Raw genomic sequence first — 24998 nt, 5'->3', positions numbered from 1 at the left:
GTTTTTTCTTTCAGCACGCGGCTTCCGTTAGAACCGATGGTTGACCCGCACGTACGCAGACTGCGCAGACACGTGGCTCGTATTGATGGTGGTATCCACACCCAAGGACACCGTGGTCGCCTTGGCTGCCTGGAGCGTGACGCTCGCACCCGTCGTCAGGAACGAACGCGGCAGATCGGTGCCCGGGGCCGCGAACACGGTGCCGTCCTGGCTCTGCACCTGGACGACACGGCCGGCGTTCATCAGCTCATGCGCATAGCCCAAGCGAAGTTGCACGTTGACGGGGCGCACGTCTCCGAAGGCCTTGTCGAGCGTGACGCCCACATACGGCTGGAGGCTGCGCGCGCTGTCCGGGCCGACCTGGAGGTTCTGGCCGTGGGCGCCGTCCTCTCCGAAGCCGCTGCCGCGCACGTAGGCGTAGCGCAGGCCCAGGTGCGGCGCGAGGCGGAGGCCGCCGATCTCCAGGGGCAAGCTGGCTTGCGTGGCAGCCGTGAATTCGTGCGCGAGATGGTCGCCCTCGGCGGTGCCCACGCTGCCGAACGGCCGCTTCTGCGAGAAGAAATCGAGCCCATAGCCGACCGTGGCCGACAGGTTGATGGCGCCCATCGGCTGCGCGCCGTAAAGTGCCACGCGCAACGTGTCGATGGCGCCCGATGCGCCGGTCGTGTCCTCGCCGAGCGTGGTGTGCGTGTAGCCGCCCGCCGCGCCGACGGTGGCCGCGCCCATGCGGCCCTCCGCTCCCGCCAGGAACCCGTAGGCGTGCGTGAGGAAGCCCGGCGCATTGCCTGTGCCGCCCACCTTCGTGCTGGATCCGCTGGCCGTAGCCCAGACGTTGGTGGCGCCGCCCAGCGCGTCTTGCGGCCCGGACAGCCGGCCGAGCAGCGCGGCGTTGGCGCCTTGCGCCTGCAGCAGCGCCGTCGTGCCAAGCGCCGTGTAGATGGAGGTTTTTGTCGGGGCGACGACGGTCCCGCCGCCGGGTGCACCGGGCGCCGTTGCTTCCGCGAGCAGCAGATCGACCGCATTCGTTCCGTAGTCCACCGAGGTCTGCAGCGTGCCGAGGCTGGCGCCGGCCGTGGCGGTGCTGACGTTGGCGAAGCGGCCCGTCACGCCGTTGGCCGCGCTCAGCACGGTGTAGCGGCGCGCGGTGTAGGTGCCCGGATCGAACACGATGGCAAGCGACCCGCCGAGCGCCGCGGCACCGCCCACGCGCAGTTGCGAGGCGTCCGTCGGGCTGACCTCGATGGCGAGCGTCCCGCCCGACGCTTGCGTGTAATTGCCCCCAACGGACAGCGTGCCGATGGAGCCGCCCGGCGCCACCACCCCGCTGCTGCTCACATCGCCCGAAACCGTGCCGTGGCCGCGCAGCGTGCCCAGCGCGTTCACCAGGACATTGCCGCCAAGCACGGCACTGGCGTTTGCCGCATCGCCGACGGCCAGCGTGCCGCCTGCCACCGTGGTCGACCCAGAGAAGCCGCTGCTGACACCGTTCAACGTGAGCGTGCCCGTGCCCTGCTTGATCAACGATCCGTTGCCGCTCAGGCTGCCACCGAAGGCTTGGGACGAGTCGTCGGCCAGCGTCAGCGCGCTGCCATTCAGCACCACGCGGCTGCCAGCGACGCCAGACAGATGGGCGACCGTCTGGCTGGCTCCTGCGGACAGATCGAGTGCCGACGTTGCGCCCGTGAGCGTGACGGTCGTGCCCGAGGCCAGGCGGCCGGCACCCGTCAACGCCAGCGTGCCGGCGTTGATCGTCGTTGCACCGCCATAGGTGTTCACGCCGGACAGAGTTTGCGTGCCGCCATTCAACGTGAGGCCGCCCGTGCCGCCGATTGCGCCGCTGAAGGTGCCGGCTGCGTTGGCGAGCGTCAGCGACCTGCCACCAAGGGCGACGATGCCCGAACCCGTCAGTGCGTTGATCGTGGCGCCGGACGTCGTCCCCGAAATATCGAAGGTGCCGTTGTTCACCACGCCGCTGGAGGCCGCGATGCTGCCAGCGCCGGACAGCGCGAGTGTGCCGCCGCCGATCGTCGTTGCGCCGGTAAAGCCGTTGACGCCCGACAGCGTTTGCGCGCCACCGCTGACCGTGAGGCCGCCCGTCCCCCCGATCGTGCCGCTGAACGTGCCGGCTGCGTTCGCAAGCGTGAGCGTCCGGCCACCGAGGGCGACGATGCCGGAGCCGGTCAATGCGTTGATGGTCGCGCCCGAGGTCGTCCCCGAAATATCAAACGTGCCGTTGTTCACCACGCCGCTCGAAGCCGCGATGCTGCCGGCGCCAGACAACGCGAGCGTGCCCGCATTGATGGTCGTGCTGCCGGCATAGCCCGCCGTGCCCGAGAGGGTCAACGTGCCGGCCCCGGCCTGCACCAGATTGCCGGCGCCGCTGATGGTGCCGGCGTACGTCACCGCGTCGCTGCGATTGAAAGCCAGTGTGCCGTTGTTGACGATGTTGCCGGCCACCGAACCAGTGGTGCCGCCGTTGCCGATCTGCAGCGTGCCCGTGGTGATGGTGGTCGCGCCGGTGTAGGTGTTGTCGCCCGTCAGCGTGATCGTTCGACTGCCGGTGACGCCCACGCCGCCCGCGCCCGATATGACGCCTGACACCACGAGGTTCGTCGTGGTCGAATCGAGCGTGACGCGCGACGTGGCGTCGCCCAGCGTGACGTTGTTGGAGAGCGAGAGGCCTGCAGTGCCGGCAGTGATCTTGGCTGCCGCCCCCGCGGCCACCTCGAGGTTGCCGATGATGTTGGAACCCGTCACCAGTTGCAGCGTGTTGTTCGTCCCGTTGAACTGGATGGCTGCCGCACGCGTCACGCCGTCGCTGGACAATCCGCCGCTGATCGTGCCGCCATTGACGATGACGGCGCCGTTGGCAATGACACCCGCGCCCGCGGCACCGCCGTTGCCCGCGCCGCCGGTAATCGTGCCGACGTTGGTCAGCACGTTGAACGCGGCGGCCAGGTTGACGCCCGCGCCACTGGCACCGGCCGTGCTGCCCGCGCCACCGGCAGCGCCGCCAACACCGCCGACGATCGTCCCGATGTTGGTCACCTGCGAGCCGGACCCCAAGGTCAGCAACCCATCGCCGCCGCCTCCACCGCCACCCGGGTTTCCGCCGCCGCCTCCGTTGCCACCATTGCCACCAACCAGCGTGCCTTGGTTGTTCACTTCGCCGACCGGCGTCACCATCACCAGGCCTGCGCCGCCACCGCCGCCGCCTCCACCGTTGGAAGCGGCCCCCGATGTGCCGGCCCCCCCGTTTCCGCCCGCGCCGCCCTGCACAGTTGCGCCATTGCTGACAGTGACGCTGGTGCCCGTGGAATACACGCCCGCACCGCCGCCACCCCCACCGGCTGCAAAGTTGAATCCGTCGTACGCTTGGCCCGCGCCGCCCTGCGCGTTTGCGTTGACCACGGCATCGCCAGCGAGTACGACGGCCGGCGAGCCTCCAACGCCGCCCTGCCCGCTGTCGTTCGTGGCACCGGTGCCACCCGTGCCGCCTGAGGTTGGCCCGCCGGGGACTTGGACAGTGGCAGTGCCTCCGCCCAGCGTCGAAGAACCGCCGCCTCCGCCATTGCCGCTGCCGCCGTTGCCGCTGCGATCCGGGATGCCGTTGCCGCCCGCGGCGCTGCAATTGGCGATCGTGGTCGGCGAGCACGTGGCGGCCCAGCCTGGGAGCGCCGTGCCCGCCAGGCCGACCGACACACCGATGGAAATGAGCGAAGCGCGCCGACGCGCATGCGCTGTGTGGGTACCGGCGTCAACGCCCCCGTGCGACGCCTTTGTGCATTCGGACACCACCTGCGGCGCACGCAAGGTGCGGCTCCAGACCAGCCGATAGACCCGGTTCATGTCGATCCCCTCGTTGCATAGACCCATGGGCCCGGCGCTGATCTTGGAGAGGCATGACCGTGGCGCGGTTGACCCGTTCTTGTGTTGTCGCTTTCCGGTGCGCCGCCGGGTGGATGCATTCTTCGGCTGATAGAGCGTGGCGCATGCGGGCGCAATATAACACTTGCCTAAGGAATATTGCCGCGGCCATCTCAGGCCGGCCGCGTGGATGCGTACCCGTGGCGACGGGCCAAAAAAAACGCGCCGAGTGGCCCCGGCGCGTTTTGCATTGCTGCGGCAGAACAGGTCAGCCCATCCACTTCCGCGCGTTGCGGAACATCCGCATCCACGGGCTGCTGCCGTCGCCGGCGGTCTCCCATTCCTTCGGATGCCAGCTCATCTGCACGGCCCGGAACACGCGCTCCGGATGCGGCATCAGCACGGTGAAGCGGCCGTCGTGCGTCGTCACCGACGCAATGCCCTGCGGCGAGCCGTTCGGGTTCAGCGGATACGTCTGCGTGACTTCGCCACGGTTGTCGACGTAGCGCAGGCCCACGGCCACCTTGCCGATGTCGCCCTGCTGCGAGAAGTCGGCATAGCCTTCGCCGTGCGCGACGACGATGGGGATGCGGCTGCCTTCCATGCCCGCGTAGAAGATCGACGGGGATGCCTCCACCTGCACGGTCACCAGGCGGCCTTCGTATTGCTCCGACTGGTTGCGCGTGAACTTCGGCCATGCGCCGGCGCCCGGGATGATCGGGGCGAGGTTCGCCATCATCTGGCAACCGTTGCACACACCCAGCGCGATCGAATCGGTGCGGTTGAAGAAAGCCGCGAACTGCTCGGCAAGCATGCTGTTGAAGAGGATCGTCTTCGCCCAGCCTTCGCCCGCGCCCAGCACATCGCCGTAGCTGAAACCGCCGCAGGCGACGAAGCCCTTGAAGCTGGCGAGGTTCGTGCGGCCGGCCAGCAGGTCGCTCATGTGGACGTCGTAGGTGTCGAAACCGGCCTTGTCCATCGCATAGGCCATTTCGATCTGCGAGTTCACGCCCTGCTCGCGCAGGATCGCCATGCGCGGGCGGGCGCCCGTGGCGATGAACGGCGCGGCCACGTCTTCGGCAATGTCGAACGTGAGCTTGGGCGAGATGCCCGGGTCTTCAGCGTCGAGGATGCGGTCGTATTCGCTCTGCGTGCACTCCGGGTTGTCGCGCAGGCTGGCGATGCGCCAGGAGACATCCGTCCAGGTGCGTTGCAGTTCGATGCGGGAGGCGCTGAACACCTTCCTGGCGTCGCGCCAGATCTCGATGTGGTCGTTGGCGTTCGGTGCGCCGATGACGTGGCTGCAGGCGGCCAGGCCGTGCTCGCGCAGCACCGCGAAGACGGCATCGCGCTGCGCCAGCGGCACCTGAATGACGGCACCGAGTTCTTCGGCAAACAGCGCGCGCAGCGTCAGGTCGGCGCGGCGGCCGGAGATCTGCTGCGCCCAGTTCTTGGCGTCGCCGTAGTCGGATTCATGCGCGCCGTCGAGCGTCAGCATGTCGACGTTGATCGACACACCGCAGTGGCCGGCGAAGGCCATTTCGCAGACGGTTGCCCACAGGCCGCCGTCGGAGCGGTCGTGGTACGCCAGCAGCGAACCGCTGGCGTTCAGTTGCTGGATGGCGGCGAAGAAGCGCTTGAGGTCTTCGGCGTCGTCCACGTCGGGCACGCTGTTGCCGATCTGCTGCGTGACCTGGGCCAGGATGCTGCCGCCCATGCGGTTCTTGCCGCGGCCCAGGTCGATCAGGATCAGCGTGCTGTCTGCCGGCGCGTTGGCCGATTCGACCTGCTTGAGCTGCGGCGTGAGCGTCTTGCGCACGTCCGTCACCGGCGCGAACGCCGAGACGATCAGCGAGACCGGCGCGACGACTTCCTTGGCAACGCCGTCGTCTTCCCACTTGGTGCGCATCGACAGCGAATCCTTGCCCACCGGAATGCTGATGCCGAGCGCCGGGCACAGCTCCATGCCGACGGCCTTCACGGTGTCGTACAGGCGGGCGTCTTCGCCGTTCACGCCGCAGGCGGCCATCCAGTTGGCGGACAGCTTCAGCTGCGTGAGCGAATCGATCGGTGCGGCCGCGATGTTCGTGATGGCCTCGCCGATCGCCATGCGGCCCGATGCCGGTGCGTTGATGACGGCCAGCGGCGTGCGCTCGCCCATCGTCATCGCCTCGCCGGCATAACCCTTGTAGTCGAGCGTCGTGACGGCCACGTCGGCCACCGGCACCTGCCACGGGCCGACCATCTGGTCACGCGTGTTCAGGCCACCGACGGTGCGGTCGCCAATGGTGATGAGGAACGACTTGCTGGCCACCGTCGGATGGCGCAGCACGTCGCGTGCGACGACTTCCAGGTCCAGGCCGGTGACATCGACTTCTGGTAGCTCCTGCGCGACGCGGCGAACGTCGCGGTGCATGCGCGGCGGCTTGCCGAGCAACACGTCCATCGGCATGTTGACCGGGAAGTGCTCGGGGCTGTCGGCCGGGGCGCTGCTGTCGACCACTTGCAGCTGCTGTTCGTCGGTCGCAAAGCCGACCACCGAGAATGGCGCGCGCTCGCGCTCGCACATCGCCTGGAAGCGCGGGAAATCGCCCGGGGCGATGGCCAGCGTGTAGCGCTCCTGCGATTCGTTGCACCAGATTTCGGCCGGGGAGAGCCCCGATTCTTCCAGATGCACCTGGCGCAGGTCGAACCGTGCGCCCTTGTCTGCGCCGTCCACCAGTTCCGGGAAGGCGTTCGAGATGCCGCCCGCACCGACGTCGTGGATCGACAGGATCGGGTTGTCTTCGCCCAGCGCCCAGCACGCGTTGATGACTTCCTGCGCGCGACGCTGCATTTCGGGGTTGCCGCGCTGGACGGAGTCGAAGTCCAGGTCGGCGGTATTGGTGCCGGTGGCCATCGAGCTGGCCGCGCCGCCGCCCATGCCGATGCGCATGCCGGGGCCGCCCAGCTGCACCAGCAGCGTGCCGGCAGGCAGGCCATGCTTGTGCGTGTGCCCGGCATCGATGTTGCCAATGCCGCCGGCGATCATGATCGGCTTGTGATAACCGCGCACGGTGCCGCCCACGTTCTGCTCATAGACGCGGAAATAGCCGCCGAGGTTGGGCCGGCCGAATTCGTTGTTGAACGCAGCGCCGCCGATCGGGCCTTCGATCATGATCTGCAGCGGCGAGGCGATCCGCTCGGGCTTGCCGACGGGGCCCGGTGCCGCTTCATCGGGATTGCGGTGCGCCATGGGCTGGGCCGCATCGCGGGCGTTTTCCCACGGCTGCACGGCGTCGGGCAGCAGCAGGTTTGACACGGTGAAGCCCGTCAGCCCGGCCTTGGGCTTGGCGCCACGGCCGGTCGCGCCTTCGTCGCGGATCTCACCGCCCGCGCCGGTCGACGCACCGGGGAACGGCGAGATGGCTGTCGGGTGGTTGTGCGTCTCCACCTTCATCAGCGTGTGCGTGAGGGCTTCGCGGCGGCCGTACTGCGGCACACCCGTCTCGCCTTCCGTGCCTGCGCGCGGGAACCAGCGCTCGGCCATGCCGCCTTCCATGATGGCGGCGTTGTCCGAATACGCGACGATCGTGCCCTGCGGCGCAAGCTGGTGCGTGTTGCGGATCATCGCGAAGAGCGACTTGTCCTGCTGCTCGCCGTCGATCGTCCAGTCGGCGTTGAAGATCTTGTGGCGGCAGTGCTCGCTGTTGGCCTGCGCGAACATCATCAGCTCGACGTCGGTCGGGTTGCGTTCGAGCTTGCGGTAAGCATCGACGAGGTAGTCGATTTCGTCGTCGGAGAGGGCCAGGCCCATCTCGACGTTGGCGGCTTCCAGCGCCTGGCGACCGCCGGCGATGTCCACAAAGCGCAGCGGCTTGGCCGGCAGCACGTCGAACAGGCCGTAGCCGGCCTCGCGCGTGTCGACCACGGTTTCGGTCATGCGATCGTGCAGGTGTGCGGCGACGGCGGCGCGGGTGGCGTCGTCCAGGTGCCTGGCAGTACCGGTCAGGCTGCGGATCAGCCCCTTCCTGCACGTCACGGTGAATTCGACGCCCCGCTCGATCCGGTGGATCTGCGGCAGCGCGCAGTGGCGGGCGATTTCCGTCGCCTTGCTGGCCCACGGCGAGATCGTGCCGAAGCGCGGGATGACCACGAAGCGGTCACCCTCGACATCGGCCGGGGCGGGCGAACCGTAGGTCAGCAGCGCTTGCACACGGGCAGCCTCATCGGCCGACAACGGCGTGTCGGCGGCGACGAAATGCAGGTATTGGGCACTGACGGCATCGATGTCCGGATCGATGCGCTTAAGGGTGGAAAGCAGGCGTTGCTGGCGGAAGGCGGACAGCGCGAGAGCGCCGGGGAAGCACGAGAAATGCGCCATGGTGGGCAAGGCAGGCAGTAGCAGGAAGAGGAGGTTTCCCGGCGTGCGCGGGAAAACCGCTATTGTACCTTGCCCAAGCGTTGTTACCGACCGTCAAATCACCCTGAAATCGCCCATGAACAGCCGTTGCCGCGGCTGGAACGCGCGTTTCACAGCGACGTTGCGGAGCGCGCTGCCTGTTCGTAGAGCCCGGTCAGCACGCGCAGCAGGCGCGCGAGTTCGCCAATCTCGGCATTTTCTTCGCCGCCGGGCGAGATATTGCTGGTCAGGCACTGCTCGCGGATCTCGCGGTAGCGGGAGCAGGCCGTCTCGCCGGCCTCGGTGGTGGTGTATGTGACTTCCTTTCCGTTGCGCGTGCCCTCCACCAGCCCCATGCCCTGCAGTTTCTTGAGCGAATACGTGACGAGGTGGGTGTCTTCCACATTCAGCACGAAGCAGATGTCGGCCAGCCGCTTGGCGCGGCCCCGGTGGTTGACGTGGTGCACCACCAGCACGTCCAGGAAGGTCAGGTCGCGCACCCCGGCCGCCGCCATGCAGCGCACGCACCAGCGGTTGTAGGCGTTGTAGGCCGTGTTCAGCGCAAATTCGAACTCCGACAGCTCCGGACTGCGCAGCGATACAAGGTGCGACGAAGACACGATCGGACCACCTTTTCCACCCTGGCTGGCGGCTTGCGGGACATCGGCTTTCGAGGTGGTCGGCGGCTTGGACATTGCAACGGAGCTGGGAAAGGAAGGAAAACGCGGGCTATTGTAAGAGAATAGATCGTCATGTCTGTCTTGGTGGATCCGTAGTTCTCATGCCTGAACACCGCACTTGGCGGGAAATCCTCATCGACGGCGCGCTGGCCGCGCACCATGGCGCCGACCTGCTCTTCGGCACCGCCGGCATCCGCGCGCTGGAGGCTGCCGCCTACCGCACATTGGAGCCTTTCACACTGATGGCGCGGGCCGGTGAAGCCGCCGCCGACTGGCTGCAGACGCGTGCCCCGCACGGCCACCTGCTGTTCGTTGCCGGCCCAGGCAACAACGGCGGGGATGCGCTCGTGGCCGCCACCGTGCTGCATCTGGGCGGCCGCGCCGTGACCGTGTGGCTGGCTGCGGACCCGGCCCGGCTGCCCGACGACGCCCGCCGCGCCTGGACCGAAGCCTGCGCAGCGAATGTGCCGATCGAAACGCTCCACACGCCCGCCTCGGTGCCCGCGACGGCAGCCGCCATCGTCGATGGGCTCTTCGGTGTCGGGTTGGCGCGGCCGCTGACGGGGCTGCATGCCGCGCTGGTCGACACCATCAATGCCAGCGGCCTGCCCGTCTACGCGCTCGACATCCCGTCCGGGCTCAATGGCGACACGGGGCAGCCGCCCGCGCCGGATTCTCCCGTCATTGCAGCGCGCGGCACGATCACGTTTCTGGCGCCCAAACCGGGGCTGCTCACCGGCAGCGGCCGCGACGCCTCCGGCGATATCGCCTTGGCGGACCTGCAGGCCGCACAACCGGCCCACGACGGCGTGATCGAAGCCGATGCATGCATCAACGCGCCGGCGCGCTGGCTCACGCATGTGCCGCGCCGGCGCCACAATGGCCACAAGGGCACATACGGTAGCGTGGCGGTCGTGGGCGGCGCGCAGGGCATGGTGGGCGCGCCGCTGCTGTCGGCGCGCGGTGCGTTGTACCTGGGTGCCGGGAAAGTGCACGTGGTGTCGCTTGCCGCCGATGCGCCCCGCGTTGATCCCGCGCAGCCGGAACTGATGCTGCACACATGGGGCACGGTCGACGCGGCCGACATGCAGGCGCTTGCCATCGGCCCGGGCATGGGCACCGGCAAGGAGTCGGAGGCGGCCCTGGCCCATCTGCTGGATCGCATGCTGTCGACCCGCACGCCTGCCGTATTCGACGCCGATGCGCTGAACCTTTTTGCCAAGGCGCCGGCTCTGCTGGCCCGGCTCACGCAGCTTGCTGAAAGTGGCGTGCCGATGGTCCTGACGCCGCATCCGCTGGAGGCGGCACGGCTGCAGCACAGCGATGCGCGCACCGTCCAGCAAGATCGTCTCGCAACAGCCAAGGCCCTCGTCAACCGGACGGGCGCCGTCGTGGTGCTCAAGGGTTCGGGCTCGATCATTGCGGCGCCCGACATGCCGCCCGCCGTCAACCCGACCGGCAACGGCGGCCTGGCGACCGGCGGCACGGGCGACGTGCTGACCGGCATGATCGGCGCGCTGCTGGCCCAGGGCATGGGCGCGCGCGAGGCTGCACTCGCCGCCGTGTGGCTGCATGGCCGCGCAGCGGATGACCTCGTCCAAGCCGGCGTCGGACCCATCGGCCTGCACGCGAGCGAACTCTGCGCCCCCGCGCGCCGGGCGCTGAATGCGCTGGTGGCGTCGGACGCTCGCCGATAGAACCGGTCCCATCGCGCCGCTATACTGCGCATTCCCCTTCGTTCTCCCTTACGCCGATATCACGCCGTATGCCCATCGCCCTCCCCGCCTGGCAATCCCTGACGCAACATGCAGAATCGATCCGCGCGGCGCATCTGCGCGACTGGTTTGCCGCGCCGGACGCCGAGCAGCGCGTGCACGCCTTCACACTGCAAGCCGCGGGCCTCACGGTCGACTATTCGAAGAACCGCATCACGCAAGACACGCTCGCCCTTCTGCTGCAACTCGCGGACGAAGCCGGCGTGCTCGCGTTGCGCGACGCCATGCTGCGCGGCGAGCGCATCAACAACACGGAGCATCGCTCGGTGCTGCACGTCGCGCTGCGCGGCCACGCCGAAGACGACTACCGCGCCGACGGTGAAGCCGTCATGCCTGAGGTCCTGCGTGTGCGCGCCCAGATGCGCGACTTTGCAGACCGCGTGCACAGCGGCGCGTGGACCGGCCACTCCGGCCAGCGCATCACCGACATCGTCAACATCGGCATCGGCGGATCGGACCTCGGCCCGCGCATGGTGTGCCGCGCGCTGGCGCATCTGGCTGTGCCCCAGGTGCGCGTGCATTTCGTCTCCAATGTCGACGGCACGGACCTGGCCGAAACGCTGGACCACCTGAACCCGGACACCACGCTCGCCATCGTCTGCTCCAAGACGTTCACCACGCTCGAGACGATGGCCAACGCGCACAGCATGCGCCGCTGGTTCGTCGAGCACGGCGTGGCCGAAGACAAGCTGAAGCAGCATTTCGTGGCCGTTTCCACCAACCGGGAGGCGGTCGTCCAGTTCGGCATCGATCCGGAGAACATGTTTACGTTCTGGGATTGGGTCGGCGGGCGTTTCTCGCTGTGGTCGGCGGTGGGGCTGTCGATCGTGCTGGCGATCGGGCCGCAGCAGTTCGAGGCGATGCTCGACGGCGCCCGTGCGATGGACCGTCACTTTGCCACCGCCGCCCCGCGCGAGAACCTGCCGCTCATTCTCGGGATGCTGTCGGTGTGGTATCGCGGCTTCTTCAATGCAGCAAGCGCCTGCACGGTGCCCTACTGTGCGCCGCTGGAATTGCTGACCGACTTCATGCAGCAACTGGAGATGGAGAGCAACGGCAAGTCGGTGCAGCGCAATGGCGCCACGATCGACACAGACACCGGCCCCATCGTCTGGGGCACGGCCGGCACCAACGGCCAGCATGCGTATTTCCAGCTGATCCACCAGGGCTCGCAGATTGTGCCGGTCGATTTCATCACCACGCTGGAGCCGGTGCGCAGCCTGCCCGGCCATCACGCCAAGCTGCTCGCCAACTGCTTCGCCCAGGGCGAGGCGCTGCTGCGCGGACGGACCGCCGATGAAGTCCGTGCGGGCGGCGTCACGGACGAGGCCCTGGTACCGCACATGGTGTTCGAGGGCAATCGCCCAAGCACGACCATCCTGATGGAGCGGCTCGATGCCGCCTCACTGGGCGCGCTCATCGCCTGCGCAGAACACCGCACCTTCGTGCAAGGCGCGGTATGGAACATCAACTCGTTCGACCAATGGGGCGTAGAGCTCGGCAAGAAACTCGCCAAGCCGATCCAGGCCGAACTGGAAGGCGCGCCCGCTTCGGTGGCGCATGACGCGTCCACGGCCGCGCTGATCCGCCGCGCCAAGGCCGCGCTCTGATTGGTCAGAGCTCGGTGACGGTTTCGTCGCCGATCAGGTGCCCCGCCTCGATGGTCAGAATGCGGCTGCAGCGCGCGGCCACGGAGCGGTCGTGCGTCACCAGCACGAGCGTGGAACCGGCGCTGCGGTTCAGTTCGAACATCAGCGCGATGACGGCCTCGCCGGTGGCCGTGTCGAGGCTGCCCGTCGGCTCGTCGGCAAACAGGATGTCGGGCTCGGTCACGAACGCGCGGGCCAACGCCACGCGCTGCTGCTCGCCGCCGGACAGCGTCTTCGGATAATGCGACAGCCGCGCCCCGAGGCCCACGCGCTCCAGCAGGACGGTGGCGCGCCGACGCATCTCGGGGCCGCTTGCACTGCCCTGCAGCTCCAGCGGCAGCATCACGTTTTCGAGCGCCGTCAGGTGCGGCAGCAGCTGGAACGACTGGAATACGAATCCCACATGGCTGCCCCGCACGGCCGCCCGGCCGTCTTCATCGAGGCTGAAGAGCTCGTGGCCGAGCAGCTTGACGCTGCCAGAGGTCGGCAGATCCAGTCCCGCCAGCAGACCGAGCAGCGTCGACTTGCCCGAGCCCGAGGCACCGACGATGGCCAGCGTCTCGCCGGCTTCCACCCGGAAAGCAACATCGCTCAGAATAGGCAACTCACCGGTGGCATCGCGCACGGTCTTGTGCAGCGAATCGACTTCAATCACCCAGGTAGCGGAAGACGACATGATGGAACGAGTGGGAAGTAAGAGGCGCAGCGTGAAGGCGTTGGTAGCGGCGCTCGGCTGCATGGCGTTTGGCGTGCTGCCGGTCGGGCAGCCTGCAGCAGCACAGGAGGCGACAACATCGCGCCGAATCGTGGTGCTGGGCGACAGCCTGTCGGCTGGATACGGCCTGGCTCAGGGCACCGGCTGGGTTGCGTTGCTCGACAAGCGCATCAAAGAACGGAAGCTCGATTATAGCGTCGCCAATGCCAGCATCAGCGGCGACACCACGGCGGGCGGCCGCTCCCGGCTGCCCGCCGTGCTGGCGCGCGAAAGGCCTGCCATCGTCATCCTCGAGCTGGGCGCCAACGATGCGTTGCGCGGCCTGTCGCTCGCCTCCAGCGAGACCAATCTGAAGGCCATGATCGAGGCGTCGCAGGCGGCTGGCGCCAAGGTGCTGCTGGTTGGCATGCGCATCCCGCCGAACTACGGGCCCGATTACAGCGAGCGATTCTTCGCCACGTTCGGCAAGCTGGCCCAGCAATACCATGTGCCGCTCGTCCCGTTCCTGCTCGACGGTGTTGTGCAGCGCCAGGACTGGTTCCAGGAAGACCGCATCCATCCGGTTGCCGCGGCACAGCCGGTGATGCTCGACAACGTGTGGCCCAAGCTCGAGCCGCTGCTCAAGCGAGGACGCGGCCATTGATTTGCGCGCCCGGACCCGCCGCGTCATAAAAGAAAAAGCCCCCTGCGACGGGGGCTTTTCTGCTAGGCGCAGCAGCGTGCTTTCAGGACGCGTCGTCTGCCGTGTTGGCGGGCTTGGCGGCGTCGATCACGCTATTGTTGATCTTCACCTTCGAGCGGGCTTTCAACGCTTCGTAGTAAGCGTTGAACTCGGCCTGACCTGCCACCTGCCCCAGTTGCTGCGCATCGGCAGCACGGCGCGCCTGATCTGCGTTGGCCGGCGGCAGCACCTTGTTGATGCGGTACAGCGCATAGCCCTGGGCACCCAGGTCGACACCGATGGTCGTGGGCAGCTTGCTTGCGTCGGCGCGCAAGATGGCGGTGAGCGCCGCGGGAAGCGTGCCCTGCGCCTGCTGGCGCGACACCGTCTGCACCGCGCCGAAGCCTTCGGCACTGTTGCTCTGCTTCACGGCAGCCAGCTTTTCTTCGCCCGCCTTCTTGGCCAGCGCTGCGGACTGTTCAGCAATCACCTTGGCCTTGACCTGTTCGCGCACGTCGGCCAGCTTCTTCACCGTCGCCGGGCGGTATTCCACCACGCGGGCCGCCACCAGCGTGGTCGGCCCCACCTGGATGGCCGGCGTGTTGCGATGGTTCTTGATCACGTCGTCGGCAAACAGGGCCTTGAGCACCTTGTCGTTGGCGACCGGGCTGTTGGCCAGCGCCGGGTTGGACGTGCGCGTCACGTTGTCGGCCGTCTGGATCTGCAGCTTGAGCTTGTCGGCCACCGGCTTCAGGCTGTCGGACTGGTCTTCAACCGTGTTGGAGAATGCATCAGCCAACTCGGAGTACTTCTTGTTGGCCAACTGCGTACGCACCTCGCGCTCGAGCTCGGGCTTGACCGCCTCCAGCGGCTGCACGCCGCCGCCCTTCACCTCTTCCAGCTTGATGATGTGGAAACCGAAATCGCTTTCCACCACGTCGCTGATGTCGCCCGGCTGCTTGAGCGCGAACAGCGCGTTCTCGAACGCCGGCACGGTCGCGCCCTTGCCGAGAAAGCCGAGCTCCCCGCCCTGCGCCGCCGAGCCCGGATCGCCCGAGTACTTCCTGGCCAGTTCGGCAAAGCTTGCCGGGTTCTTGCGCACCTCGGCCAGGACTTCTTCGGCCTTCTTCCTGGCGGCCTCCTTGTCGGCAGGCTTCGCGTTGTCCGGCAGCTTGATCAGGATGTGGGCGGCACGGCGCTCTTCCGGCGTCTTGAAACGCGCGGCGTTCTGGTCGTAGTACTCCTTGATCTGCTCGGGCGTGACCGGAATCTGCTTCATCATGTCTTCGCCCGAGAACACGACGTACTCGGCCTTGACCTGTTCCGGCACCGAGAACTCCTGCTGGTGCGCGTCGTAGTAGGCCTGGATGGCCTTGTCGTCCGCATTGACCTTGGCAGCATAGTCCGCCGGCTTGAACAGCAGCGCCTGCACCTCGCGCTGCTGGTCGCGCGCCTGGATCAGGCGGTCGACCAGCGACTTCGGCACGAACGCCGTCGACACGATCGATTGCGGAATCTGCTGCTGGGCCAGTTCAAAGCGCAGGTTGCCCTCCAGCTGCTCGGGCGTCATGTTCTGCGCGGCCAGCAGGCGCACGTAGGCTTCCTGATCGAACGAGCCATCGGGCTTGCGCAGCGCGGCCACGGCGGGAATCTGCAGGATCGTGTCGCGGATCTTTTCGTTCGACACGTTCAGATTTGCACGCGCGACTTCATTGGCGAGCACGCGCTGCTGGATGATGCCGTCCAGCACGTCACGGCGCATCTGCGGGCCCTCGAACTGGCGCGGATCATATTGGGCGCCCAGCATCTGGCGCAGGCGCTCGGTCTGCTCGCGCACGCGCGCGTCGACTTCGTTGGTGGAGATGACCTTGCCGTCGACCTTGGCGGCATCGTGCGAGCTGTCCATGAAGCTCGAATAGCTTTGCACGCCAAAGAACACGAACGACGGGAACACCAGAATCAGCAGCACCAGAAACATCAAGCGCCGATGCGTACGTACGAAATCAAGCATGCTGGACCGGGGGTGAAGGGAAGATGGAAAATCCGGCGATTCTATCAGGTGCCGCCGACATCTCCGACAATCGCGGCTCGACGCACAGGCACACGCCAATGCATCGGCCGCAGAAAAGACAAAGGCCCGAACGAATCGGGCCTTTGTGCAAATTCTGGCGGAGCGGACGGGACTCGAACCCGCGACCCCCGGCGTGACAGGCCGGTATTCTAACCGACTGAACTACCGCTCCAGATTGGGTCGGACTGCACGACCTGCCGAGAGCGGCACTGCGAACGATGGTGGGTGCTGAGAGGCTCGAACTCCCGACCTACGCCTTGTAAGGGCGCCGCTCTACCAACTGAGCTAAGCACCCGTTCGCACTGCCGGCGCAAGCCGGACTGTCCGGCGCATGCGTTCGTTGTCACCCGAGCCGCAAGCACCAAAGCCCGCTAGTTTAGCGCATCTTTCAGCGCTTTGCCAGGTTTGAATTTCGCAACCTTGCCGCCCTCGATGGTGATGGCGGCCCCCGTGCGCGGGTTGCGCCCGTTGCGGGAAGACCGTTTGCCGACCAGGAATGTCCCGAACCCGACCAGCGTGACGGATCCGCCGTCACACAACGCGTCCTTGATCCCGCCGATCAACGCGTCGATGGCGCGCCCGGCGGCAGCCTTTGACATGTCAGTCTGTGCCGCCACATGGTCGATCAGATCTGTCTTGTTCATCGTGCCACCTCCCCGAACACCCGCTCAGTGTGGATTCATTAAAGTGGCCGCCTATCGACGTGTCAAGGCGAAGAAGTGCCTACACCGCACCGCCGCCCGACAAAGAAAAAGGGCCCGAACATGTCGGGCCCTTTTTCAATCGCTACACGCTGGAGTTGTCAGTGGTGCACCATCTCCTGCGCCTTGCCGTCGTCGCTCTTCGCGGGCGCCGGCTTGGCTTCCTCTTCGGGCAGCGGCTCGGGCTTGCGCACCAGCGCGAGCTCCAGCACCTTGTCGATCCACCGTACGGGTTGGATCTCGATGCTGTTCTTCACGTTGTCCGGAATGTCGGCCAGGTCCTTGACGTTCTCTTCCGGAATCAGTGCCAGCTTGATGCCACCACGGTGAGCCGCCAGCAGCTTTTCCTTCAGGCCACCGATCGGCAACACCTCGCCGCGCAGCGTGATTTCGCCGGTCATTGCCACATCAGCGCGCACCGGAATCCCGGTCAGCACCGACACCAGCGCCGTCGTCATCGCAATACCTGCCGACGGGCCGTCCTTGGGCGTCGCACCTTCGGGCACGTGGATGTGGATGTCGCGCTTCTCGAACATCTCATCCTTGATACCCAGGCGCGCCGACCGCGAACGCACCACCGAGCGCGCAGCCTCGACCGACTCCTTCATCACGTCGCCCAAGGAACCGGTGCGGGTGATGTTGCCCTTGCCCGGCATCAGCGCGGCTTCGATGGTCAGCAGATCGCCGCCCACTTCCGTCCATGCCAGGCCGGTCACCTGGCCGACCTGATCTTCCTTGCCGGCCAGACCAAAGTCGAAGCGACGCACGCCGAGGAATTTGTCCAAGTTGTCCGAATCCACCTTCACGGACGTGGCGGCTTCCTTCTTCAGCAACAACTGCTTGACGACCTTGCGGCAGATCTTCGAGACCTCGCGCTCGAGCGAGCGCACGCCGGCTTCCCGCGTGTAATAGCGGATGATGTCGCGCAACGCGGCTTCGGTCACCTCGATCTCGCCGGTCTTCAGACCATTGTTCTTGACCTGCTTGGGCAGCAAGTAGCGGCGGGCGATGTTGACCTTCTCGTCTTCCGTGTAGCCCGACAGGCGAATCACTTCCATCCGGTCGAGCAGCGGCGCCGGGATGTTCAGCGAGTTCGACGTTGCCACGAACATCACGTCCGACAGGTCGAAGTCCACCTCGATGTAATGATCCTGGAACGTGTGGTTCTGTTCCGGATCCAGCACTTCGAGCAGGGCCGACGATGGGTCGCCGCGGAAATCCGCACCCATCTTGTCGATCTCGTCGAGCAGGAACAGCGGATTGCGCACGCCGACCTTGGTGAGGCTCTGCAGGATCTTGCCCGGCATCGACCCGATGTACGTACGGCGGTGGCCGCGAATTTCGGCCTCGTCGCGCACGCCACCCAGCGCCATGCGCACGAACTTGCGGTTCGTCGCACGCGCCACCGACTGGCCCAGCGAAGTCTTACCGACGCCCGGCGGCCCCACCAGGCACAGGATCGGCGCCTTCACCTTCTCGACGCGCTGCTGCACTGCGAGGTACTCGAGAATGCGTTCCTTGACCTTCTCCAAACCGTAGTGATCCTGATCCAGCACCTGCTCGGCGTTGGCCAGGTCATTGTTGACCTTGCTCTTCTTGCGCCACGGCAAGCCGACCAGCGTGTCGATGTAGTTGCGCACGACGGTTGCCTCGGCCGACATCGGCGACATCAGCTTGAGCTTCTTGAACTCGGACTCGGCCTTCTTCTTGGCCTCCTTCGGCATGCGGGCGGCCTTGATCTTCTTGTCCAGCTCTTCAAGATCGGCGCCTTCTTCGCCTTCGCCCAGTTCCTTCTGGATGGCCTTGACCTGCTCGTTGAGGTAGTACTCGCGCTGGCTCTTTTCCATCTGGCGCTTGACGCGGCCGCGGATGCGCTTTTCCACCTGCAGAATGTCGATCTCGCCCTCCAGCTGCGACAGCAGGCTCTCCAGACGTTCGGTCACGTTGAACATCTCGAGAATCTTCTGCTTCTGCTCGAGCTTGATCGGCAGATGCGCGGCGATCGTATCCGCCAGGCGACCCGGCTCGTCGATGCCCGACAGCGAGGTCAGGATCTCCGGCGGAATCTTCTTGTTCAGCTTCACGTACTGATCGAACTGCGACACGATGGCGCGACGCAGCGCCTCGGTCTCGGCCGATTCAGTGGGCTCCGGACCGACGGGCACGGCTTCGCAGAAAAAGTGCGATTCGTCGTCGGTGACGGACAGGATGTTGGCGCGCTGCGTGCCCTCGACCAGCACCTTCACGGTGCCGTCCGGCAGCTTCAGCATCTGCAGGATGTTGGCGATACAGCCGACCTCGTAGAGGTCCTTATCGGTCGGCTCATCCTTGGCCGCCGTCTTCTGGGCAACCAGCATGATGCTCTTGCCCGCCTCCATCGCGGCTTCGAGCGCCTTGATGGACTTGGGGCGCCCCACGAACAGCGGAATCACCATGTGCGGAAACACCACCACGTCACGCAGCGGCAACAGCGGCAGGCGAATCTGCTCAGCGGGTAAAAGTTGGGTTCCGGACATTATTTTCCCCAGAAAGTCATGTAAGGGCTAAATTGGGCGCGGCAACGTTTTTACAAGACCGTTGCTGCAAGTCGCATGCCGACCCGGTTTCCCGATGCAAAAAAAGCCGCTCGCGTGCGAACGGCTTCCTGCGTGGGACGCATACGGCGCATCCCGGCCGAGCATTCGCGTCAGAACCAGCACAGCCCCGGTGGGGCCGTGAGCCGGCTCTCAGTTGGAACCTGCAACCTTGGGCTGCTCTTCGTAAATCAGCAGGGGCTTGCCGTCGCCGGAGATCGTGCTCTCGTCGATCACCACCTTCTGCACGCCCTTGTGGTTAGGGAGGTCATACATCACATCCATCAGCGCATGCTCGACGATGGAACGCAGACCGCGCGCCCCCGTCTTGCGCTTGATCGCCTTGCGGGCAATCGCCGTCAGCGCGCTTGGACGGATTTCCAGCTCCACCCCTTCCATCGCCAGCAGCTTTTGATACTGCTTGACGATTGCATTCTTCGGCTCGACCAGAATCTCCATGAGGGCTGCCTCATCGAGCTTGGCCAGCGTCGCCACCACGGGCAGACGGCCGATCAGCTCGGGAATCAGGCCGAACTTGATCAGGTCTTCCGGCTCCACCTGGGGCAGCACTTCGTTGACGTCGCGTTCTTCCTTGCTCTGCACTTCCGCGCCAAAACCGATGCCGGTCTTGTCCGAGCGCTGCATGATGATCTTCTCCAGACCGTCGAATGCCCCGCCGCAGATGAAAAGGATGTTGGTGGTGTCAACTTGCAGGAAATCCTGGTTAGGATGCTTGCGGCCACCTTGCGGCGGAACCGACGCCATCGTGCCTTCAATCAGCTTGAGCAACGCCTGCTGCACACCTTCGCCGGAAACATCCCGCGTGATCGAAGGGTTATCCGACTTGCGCGAGATCTTGTCGATCTCGTCGATGTAGACGATGCCGCGCTGGGCCTTGTCCACCTCGTAATTGCAGTTCTGCAGCAGCTTCTGGATGATGTTCTCGACGTCTTCGCCAACGTAGCCGGCTTCGGTCAGCGTGGTGGCATCGGCGATGACGAAGGGCACGTTCAGCAGACGTGCCAGCGTTTGCGCAAGCAGGGTCTTGCCCGAGCCGGTCGGCCCGATGAGCAGAATGTTGCTCTTGGACAGCTCGACATCGTCCTTCTTGCCGAGGTGCTTCAAACGCTTGTAATGGTTGTAGACCGCAACCGCCAGGATCTTCTTCGCCTGCTCCTGACCAATCACGTATTGATCAAGGCTCTGTCGAATCTCGTGCGGCGTGGGCAGGTCGGACTTGACGGCCAGGCCACCTTCCTTTTCGGAGATGGCGGCCTCATCCCGGATGATCTCGTTGCACAGGTCGATACATTCATCGCAGATGAAGACCGAGGGGCCGGCAATCAGTTTCTTGACCTCATGCTGGCTCTTGCCGCAGAACGAGCAGTACAGCAGCTTTTCGCCAGTCGAGCCTTTCTTGTCCGCCATAACGATAACCAGTAGTTCCTGGCAGCATCATACGCCAAATTATCTGGCGACGATCCGCAGGTGTTGTACAAAGCAAAAACGAGGCGCGAAGCCTCGTTTTTGACACCGCTTGACATGTTTGGTGCAACCGCCGGTGTGCCGCGCGCGACACCGGCTACCGTGCACACGCGTGCGCCCTCCCGATACTTCAGCGCTTGCTGATGACCTGGTCGATCAGGCCATACTCCTTGGCCTGCTCGGCGCTCATGAAGTTGTCGCGATCGGTATCGCGGGCAATCTTGTCGACCGGCTGGCCGGTCACCTCGGAGAGCACCGTGTTCAGGCGCTCGCGCAGATACAGAATCTCGCGGGCCTGGATTTCGATGTCCGAAGCCTGACCGCGTGCACCGCCCAGCGGCTGATGAATCATGATGCGCGAGTTCGGCAGCGCCAGGCGCTTGCCCTTGGCACCGGCTGCCAGCAGAAAGGCGCCCATGCTGGCGGCCATGCCCATGCACAATGTCGACACGTCCGGCTTGATGAACTGCATCGTGTCGTACATCGCCAGGCCGGACGACACCGACCCGCCGGGCGAGTTGATGTACAGCGAGATGTCCTTGTCCGGGTTCTCGCTTTCGAGGAACAACAGCTGTGCCACCACGAGGTTGGCAGTCTGGTCGTTCACCTCGCCCACCATGAAGATCACGCGCTCCTTGAGCAGGCGCGAGTAGATGTCATAGGCGCGCTCGCCGCGGCCAGACTGCTCGACCACCATCGGCACCAGACCGAGCCCCTGCGTCTCGAGCGCGGAAGCCTGGGTGCGGGCGAGTTGATCGATCAGTTCATTGCGGATCATGCGGTTCTCCGGTGCTTAAACTCAGCGGGTCGAATCAGCCTTGCGCCGGCGTGGCGGTCAGCTCTTCGAACGACACGGTCTTGTCGGTGACCTTGGCCTTGTCGCACACAAAATTTACCACGTTGTTTTCGAGCACGTAGGCTTCCATCTCGGCCAGGCGCTGCTGGTCGCCGTAGTACCAGCGGATGACTTCCTTCGGATCCTCGTAGCTCTTGGCGAACTCTTCGATCTCGGCCTTGACCTGCTCCGGCTTCGCTTCCAGGCCGTTGGCCTTCACGACTTCGGCCAGCACCAGGCCCAGCTTCACGCGGCGCTCGGCCTGCTGCGCAAACATCTCGGCCGGGATCGGCATGTTCTTGGCATTCGGCATGCCGCGCGCTTCCAGATCGCGGCGGGCCATTTCCACCAGACGCTCCTGGTCTTGCTCGACCAACGACTTCGGCACGTCCAGCTCGGCCACCTTCAGCAGCGCTTCCATCACCTGATCCTTGAGCAGCGCGTGCGTGCGGCGCTTGACTTCACGCTCGAGGTTTTCGCGGATGTCGGCGCGCATCTTGTCGAGGTTGCCGTCGGCGATGCCCAGCGATTGCGCGAAGGCCGCGTTGACTTCCGGCAGGTGCGCCCACTCGACCTGCTTGAGCGTGACGGTGAACTCGGCGGTCTTGCCGGCAACGTCCTTGCCGTGGTAGTCCTCGGGGAAGGCCAGCGGGAAGGTCTTCGACTCGCCCCGCTTCAGGCCCAGCGTGGCTTGCTCGAACTCGGGCAGCATGCGGCCCTCGCCGAGCACGAAGCTGAAGCCTTCGGCCTTGCCGCCGGCAAACTCCACGCCGTCGATCGTGCCGACGAAGTCCACCGTCACGCGGTCGCCGTTCTGGGCGACGGCTTCGCCGCCGTCACCGTGCTCGCCGGCCTCGCCGCGCGGGTGGTAGTGCACGCGCTGCTTGCGCAGGATGTCGATGGTCTTGTCGATTTCGGCGTCGGTGATCTCGGTCTTGGTGCGGGTCAGTTCTGCACCGGCCAGGTCGCCGATCTTCACCTCCGGATACACCTCGAAGGTGGCGTCGAAGGCGAACTGGTCATCGGCCACGCCTTCGGTCTTCAGTTCGAAGCGCGGTTGGCCGGCAACCTTCACGCCCTGCTGGTTCGTGATGTCGAAGAACTGGCGGGCGGCCTTGTCGAAGCGCACCTCGAGTTCAACCTGCTGGCCGTACTGCTTTTCGACCATCTTCATCGGCACCTTGCCCGGGCGGAAGCCGGACATCTTGACGGTCTTGGACAGACGCGCCAGACGGCTTTGCTTCTCTTGCTCCACTTCGGCCTTCGGGACGGCCAGGGTCACCTTGCGATCGAGTTTGCCGAGGTTTTCAATGACAGTCGACATGGTCGTAATTCCAGATTCAGAAGAAAGTTGCGTCGAACGGCGCAGCGCCAGCAGCAGCCGTGGTTCAGTTCTTGGTCTTGCCGGGCTTGCACCGAATGCGACGCGCGGGCCGCATGGGCGGCTTGAACGGTGCAATGGGCGCGTTCGGGCTGGCAAACGCAAAACGCATATTATGGCATGGAACGCTCGCCAGCCCTGATTTTTGGGTCGGAACGCTTGGGAAAGCCCTACAGATCGTGCGCTAGTCGAGCGTGCCCGCGGGGTCCGTTTCAGCGCGGGTGGCGCCCTGCCCGTGGCGCAGCGCGCGCAGGATGAAACGGCGTGGGTCGAGCGCTGCGGCCAGGTCGGCTTCCAGCGGCAGCGGTCCGCCGTCGATCTGTGCCGCGAGGAGCTCCGCGCCCAGTACCGACCATGTGAGGCCGCGCGAGCCATAGGCCAGCGCGGCGTACAGCCCCGGCACACGCGGCACGGCCGCATGCGGCCCGCGCAGGCGAAAACCGGGCGCCGCGGCCGCCGCTTCGTCCGGAACCGGGCCTATCAGCGGAAGCCGGTTGGCCGACACGCAGCGCAAGCCGACATAGCCGCGCAGCCGTGCGGGGTCGACGCGCGCCAGGGCATCGGCTTGCGCTGGCTGCAGACGCGCCGCGCGCTGAAGATTGGCCGCGTGATCGGCAACGCGCTCGGCAAGGTCGACGTCGCCGGGCTGGAATGAAGACCCGATCCGCACGGTCTCGGCGCCCGGCTCGGCGGGCAGCAGGTAGCCGTCGCCGCAGACGACCGCCCCGGGCCACGCGACGTGCGGTTGCAACGCGTCGATCGGAACATCGGTGAGCTGGCCGCGCACCGGCTTGAGTGACGCCGACGCCAGGGGTGCCAGCCGTGCGGCATCCACACCGTTGGCGAGAACGACGACCGGCGCCGCGGCAATCACCCGGCCTTCGGTGTCCAGCATCTGCCATCGGGCGCCATCCTGCACAAGCGCCTCCACCCGCGTCTTCCAATGCGCTTCGATGGCGCCGCCCGCGGCGGCCAAGGCGGCGCTGCACACGTCGGGCGGCGCGACCCAGCCTGCCTGCGCGAACCACCAGCCGCCGCGCGGCACACTCGCGCCGACATGCTCGGCAGCTTGGGTGGCATCGAGCCATGTGATGTAGTCGGCGGGATAGCCGAGCGCCTGTACGACGCGCTGCTGCTCGATGGCATCGTCGGCGCTCTCGGCGAGCTGCAATACGCCGGTCGCCTGAAAGCCTGTGGCAAAGCCGGCCTGGTCGAGCGCTGCCCAGTGGCGGCGCGCGAGCAGGTTGCCCGCGCGTGAGAGGCGGGACAGCACGCTGTCGTCGATGGACACATGCGGATGCATGGCCGCTGCCCGATGCGCCGACGTGCCGCGCGCGGGGCCCTCGTTGGCATCGATGAGCGTGATGCGCCAACCGCGCGCGGCAAGGCGCTCGGCGACGGAGCAGCCCGCGAGCCCGGCGCCCAGCACGATGGCATGGCGCTCGCTCCAGAGCGGCGCTTCGGCCGGCCCGCGCCGCGTGCGCCAGTGCGTCGGAAACCGGGCGACCGTCATGTCGCGCTTGGTGCCGAAACCGGGCGCCTTGCGCGCCTCGAAGCCGGCTTCCTGCAGCCCTCGCCTCACGAACCCCGCCGCGGTATATGTGGCGAGCGTGGCACCGGCGCGCGCAATGCGGGCGAGCTGCTTGAACACGCGCGGCTGCCACAGGTCCGGGTTCTTGGCGGGCGAGAAGCCGTCCAGATAGAACGCGTCGGCCGCGCAGGCGAGTTGCGGCAGCATGTCCATCGCATCGCCCAACAGCAGCGTCAGCGTGACGCGGCCTTGCTCGAATGCGAGGCGATGGACGCCCGGTACCGGCACGGGCCACCCCTGCCGCAATTGCTCGGCCAGTGGCGCAAGCGCTCCGTGCTTCGGGTGCACGACCGACAGGCCCGGGCGATCGAACGGATGCTTCTCGATGGAAACGAAATCGAGCCGGGCGCAACGCTGCGGGTCATCGCGCCACGCGGCCCAGGTCGCCAGGAAGTTCAGGCCCTGGCCGAAACCGGTCTCGACGATGGTGAATGCGCCCTTGCTCTGCCATGCCCCCGGCAGTCCGTTGCCGCCCAGAAAGACGTGCCGTGCCTGTGCCAGGCCGCCTTCAGTGCTGTGATAGACGTCGTCGTACTCGGCGGAGAACGGCGTGCCGTCCGGCGTGAGCTGAGGCGTGGCGAGAACGAGGCCGCGTGGCATGAAACACCCTGGAAGGAAGCAGCGGATTGTACC

Annotated in this window: 14 protein-coding genes and 2 tRNA genes; 3 read left to right on the top strand and 13 right to left on the bottom strand. The window is 66.2% G+C overall.

What is annotated here, in order from left to right; all coding sequences use genetic code 11:
• Positions 1 to 27: 27 nt before the first annotated feature.
• The 3 genes from KHN96_RS08655 to KHN96_RS08645 all read right to left on the bottom strand — a co-directional run bounded on the left by KHN96_RS08655 (position 28) and on the right by KHN96_RS08645 (position 8943).
• Positions 28 to 3849, bottom strand: a complete 3822-nt coding sequence (locus KHN96_RS08655) for an autotransporter domain-containing protein (RefSeq protein WP_115043907.1) — start codon at positions 3847 to 3849, stop codon at positions 28 to 30.
• 286 nt (positions 3850 to 4135) lie between these two features.
• Positions 4136 to 8230, bottom strand: coding sequence for a phosphoribosylformylglycinamidine synthase (purL, locus tag KHN96_RS08650; protein ID WP_062738526.1), 4095 nt, complete (start codon positions 8228 to 8230; stop codon positions 4136 to 4138).
• A gap of 149 nt (positions 8231 to 8379) precedes the next feature.
• Positions 8380 to 8943 (bottom strand): winged helix DNA-binding protein, encoded by a 564-nt coding sequence (locus tag KHN96_RS08645; RefSeq protein ID WP_062738525.1) that lies wholly within the window; start codon positions 8941 to 8943, stop codon positions 8380 to 8382.
• Positions 8944 to 9029: 86 nt separating this feature from the next.
• On the opposite strand from KHN96_RS08645, the gene KHN96_RS08640 reads away from it, so the two are divergent.
• Positions 9030 to 10625, top strand: coding sequence for a bifunctional ADP-dependent NAD(P)H-hydrate dehydratase/NAD(P)H-hydrate epimerase (locus KHN96_RS08640; protein WP_062738524.1), 1596 nt, complete (start codon positions 9030 to 9032; stop codon positions 10623 to 10625).
• A 68-nt stretch (positions 10626 to 10693) separates the two neighbouring features.
• Positions 10694 to 12313 (top strand): glucose-6-phosphate isomerase, encoded by a 1620-nt coding sequence (pgi, locus tag KHN96_RS08635; RefSeq protein WP_062738523.1) that lies wholly within the window; start codon positions 10694 to 10696, stop codon positions 12311 to 12313.
• 4 nt (positions 12314 to 12317) lie between these two features.
• On the opposite strand, the gene KHN96_RS08630 is transcribed toward pgi, so the two are convergent.
• Complete coding sequence (locus KHN96_RS08630) at positions 12318 to 13028, bottom strand: ABC transporter ATP-binding protein (protein ID WP_062738534.1); 711 nt, start codon at positions 13026 to 13028, stop codon at positions 12318 to 12320.
• Positions 13029 to 13089: 61 nt separating this feature from the next.
• Here KHN96_RS08630 and KHN96_RS08625 point away from each other — a divergent pair, with 61 nt between their 5' ends.
• Complete coding sequence (locus KHN96_RS08625) at positions 13090 to 13710, top strand: arylesterase (RefSeq protein ID WP_045786895.1); 621 nt, start codon at positions 13090 to 13092, stop codon at positions 13708 to 13710.
• Between the two features lie 82 nt (positions 13711 to 13792).
• Here KHN96_RS08625 and KHN96_RS08620 read toward each other — a convergent pair whose 3' ends face one another.
• The 9 genes from KHN96_RS08620 to mnmC all read right to left on the bottom strand — a co-directional run bounded on the left by KHN96_RS08620 (position 13793) and on the right by mnmC (position 24965).
• Entirely contained in the window at positions 13793 to 15739 is a 1947-nt protein-coding gene (locus KHN96_RS08620) for a SurA N-terminal domain-containing protein (protein ID WP_045786896.1), read from the bottom strand.
• A 155-nt stretch (positions 15740 to 15894) separates the two neighbouring features.
• A tRNA-Asp gene (locus tag KHN96_RS08615) sits at positions 15895 to 15971 on the bottom strand.
• 47 nt (positions 15972 to 16018) lie between these two features.
• Positions 16019 to 16094, bottom strand: a tRNA-Val gene (locus KHN96_RS08610).
• Between the two features lie 76 nt (positions 16095 to 16170).
• Complete coding sequence (locus KHN96_RS08605) at positions 16171 to 16443, bottom strand: HU family DNA-binding protein (RefSeq protein ID WP_045786897.1); 273 nt, start codon at positions 16441 to 16443, stop codon at positions 16171 to 16173.
• A 158-nt stretch (positions 16444 to 16601) separates the two neighbouring features.
• Entirely contained in the window at positions 16602 to 19016 is a 2415-nt protein-coding gene (gene lon / locus KHN96_RS08600; protein WP_062738522.1) for an endopeptidase La, read from the bottom strand.
• A gap of 210 nt (positions 19017 to 19226) precedes the next feature.
• The gene (gene clpX, locus KHN96_RS08595; protein WP_045786899.1) at positions 19227 to 20501 is read right to left on the bottom strand and encodes an ATP-dependent Clp protease ATP-binding subunit ClpX; all 1275 of its coding nucleotides are present in this window, start codon (positions 20499 to 20501) and stop codon (positions 19227 to 19229) included.
• A 187-nt stretch (positions 20502 to 20688) separates the two neighbouring features.
• Positions 20689 to 21336, bottom strand: a complete 648-nt coding sequence (gene clpP, locus KHN96_RS08590; RefSeq protein WP_045786900.1) for an ATP-dependent Clp endopeptidase proteolytic subunit ClpP — start codon at positions 21334 to 21336, stop codon at positions 20689 to 20691.
• Between the two features lie 34 nt (positions 21337 to 21370).
• Complete coding sequence (gene tig / locus KHN96_RS08585) at positions 21371 to 22717, bottom strand: trigger factor (protein WP_062738521.1); 1347 nt, start codon at positions 22715 to 22717, stop codon at positions 21371 to 21373.
• Positions 22718 to 22958: 241 nt separating this feature from the next.
• The gene (gene mnmC, locus KHN96_RS08580) at positions 22959 to 24965 is read right to left on the bottom strand and encodes a bifunctional tRNA (5-methylaminomethyl-2-thiouridine)(34)-methyltransferase MnmC2/FAD-dependent 5-carboxymethylaminomethyl-2-thiouridine(34) oxidoreductase MnmC1 (protein WP_062738520.1); all 2007 of its coding nucleotides are present in this window, start codon (positions 24963 to 24965) and stop codon (positions 22959 to 22961) included.
• Between the last annotated feature and the right edge of the window lie 33 nt (positions 24966 to 24998).

Origin of the sequence: Ralstonia mannitolilytica (genome assembly GCF_905397375.1) — a bacterium.
GTDB lineage: Bacteria > Pseudomonadota > Gammaproteobacteria > Burkholderiales > Burkholderiaceae > Ralstonia > Ralstonia mannitolilytica.
Note: the sequence above shows the minus strand (reverse complement) of the source record. Positions and strands in the feature narration are given on the sequence as shown.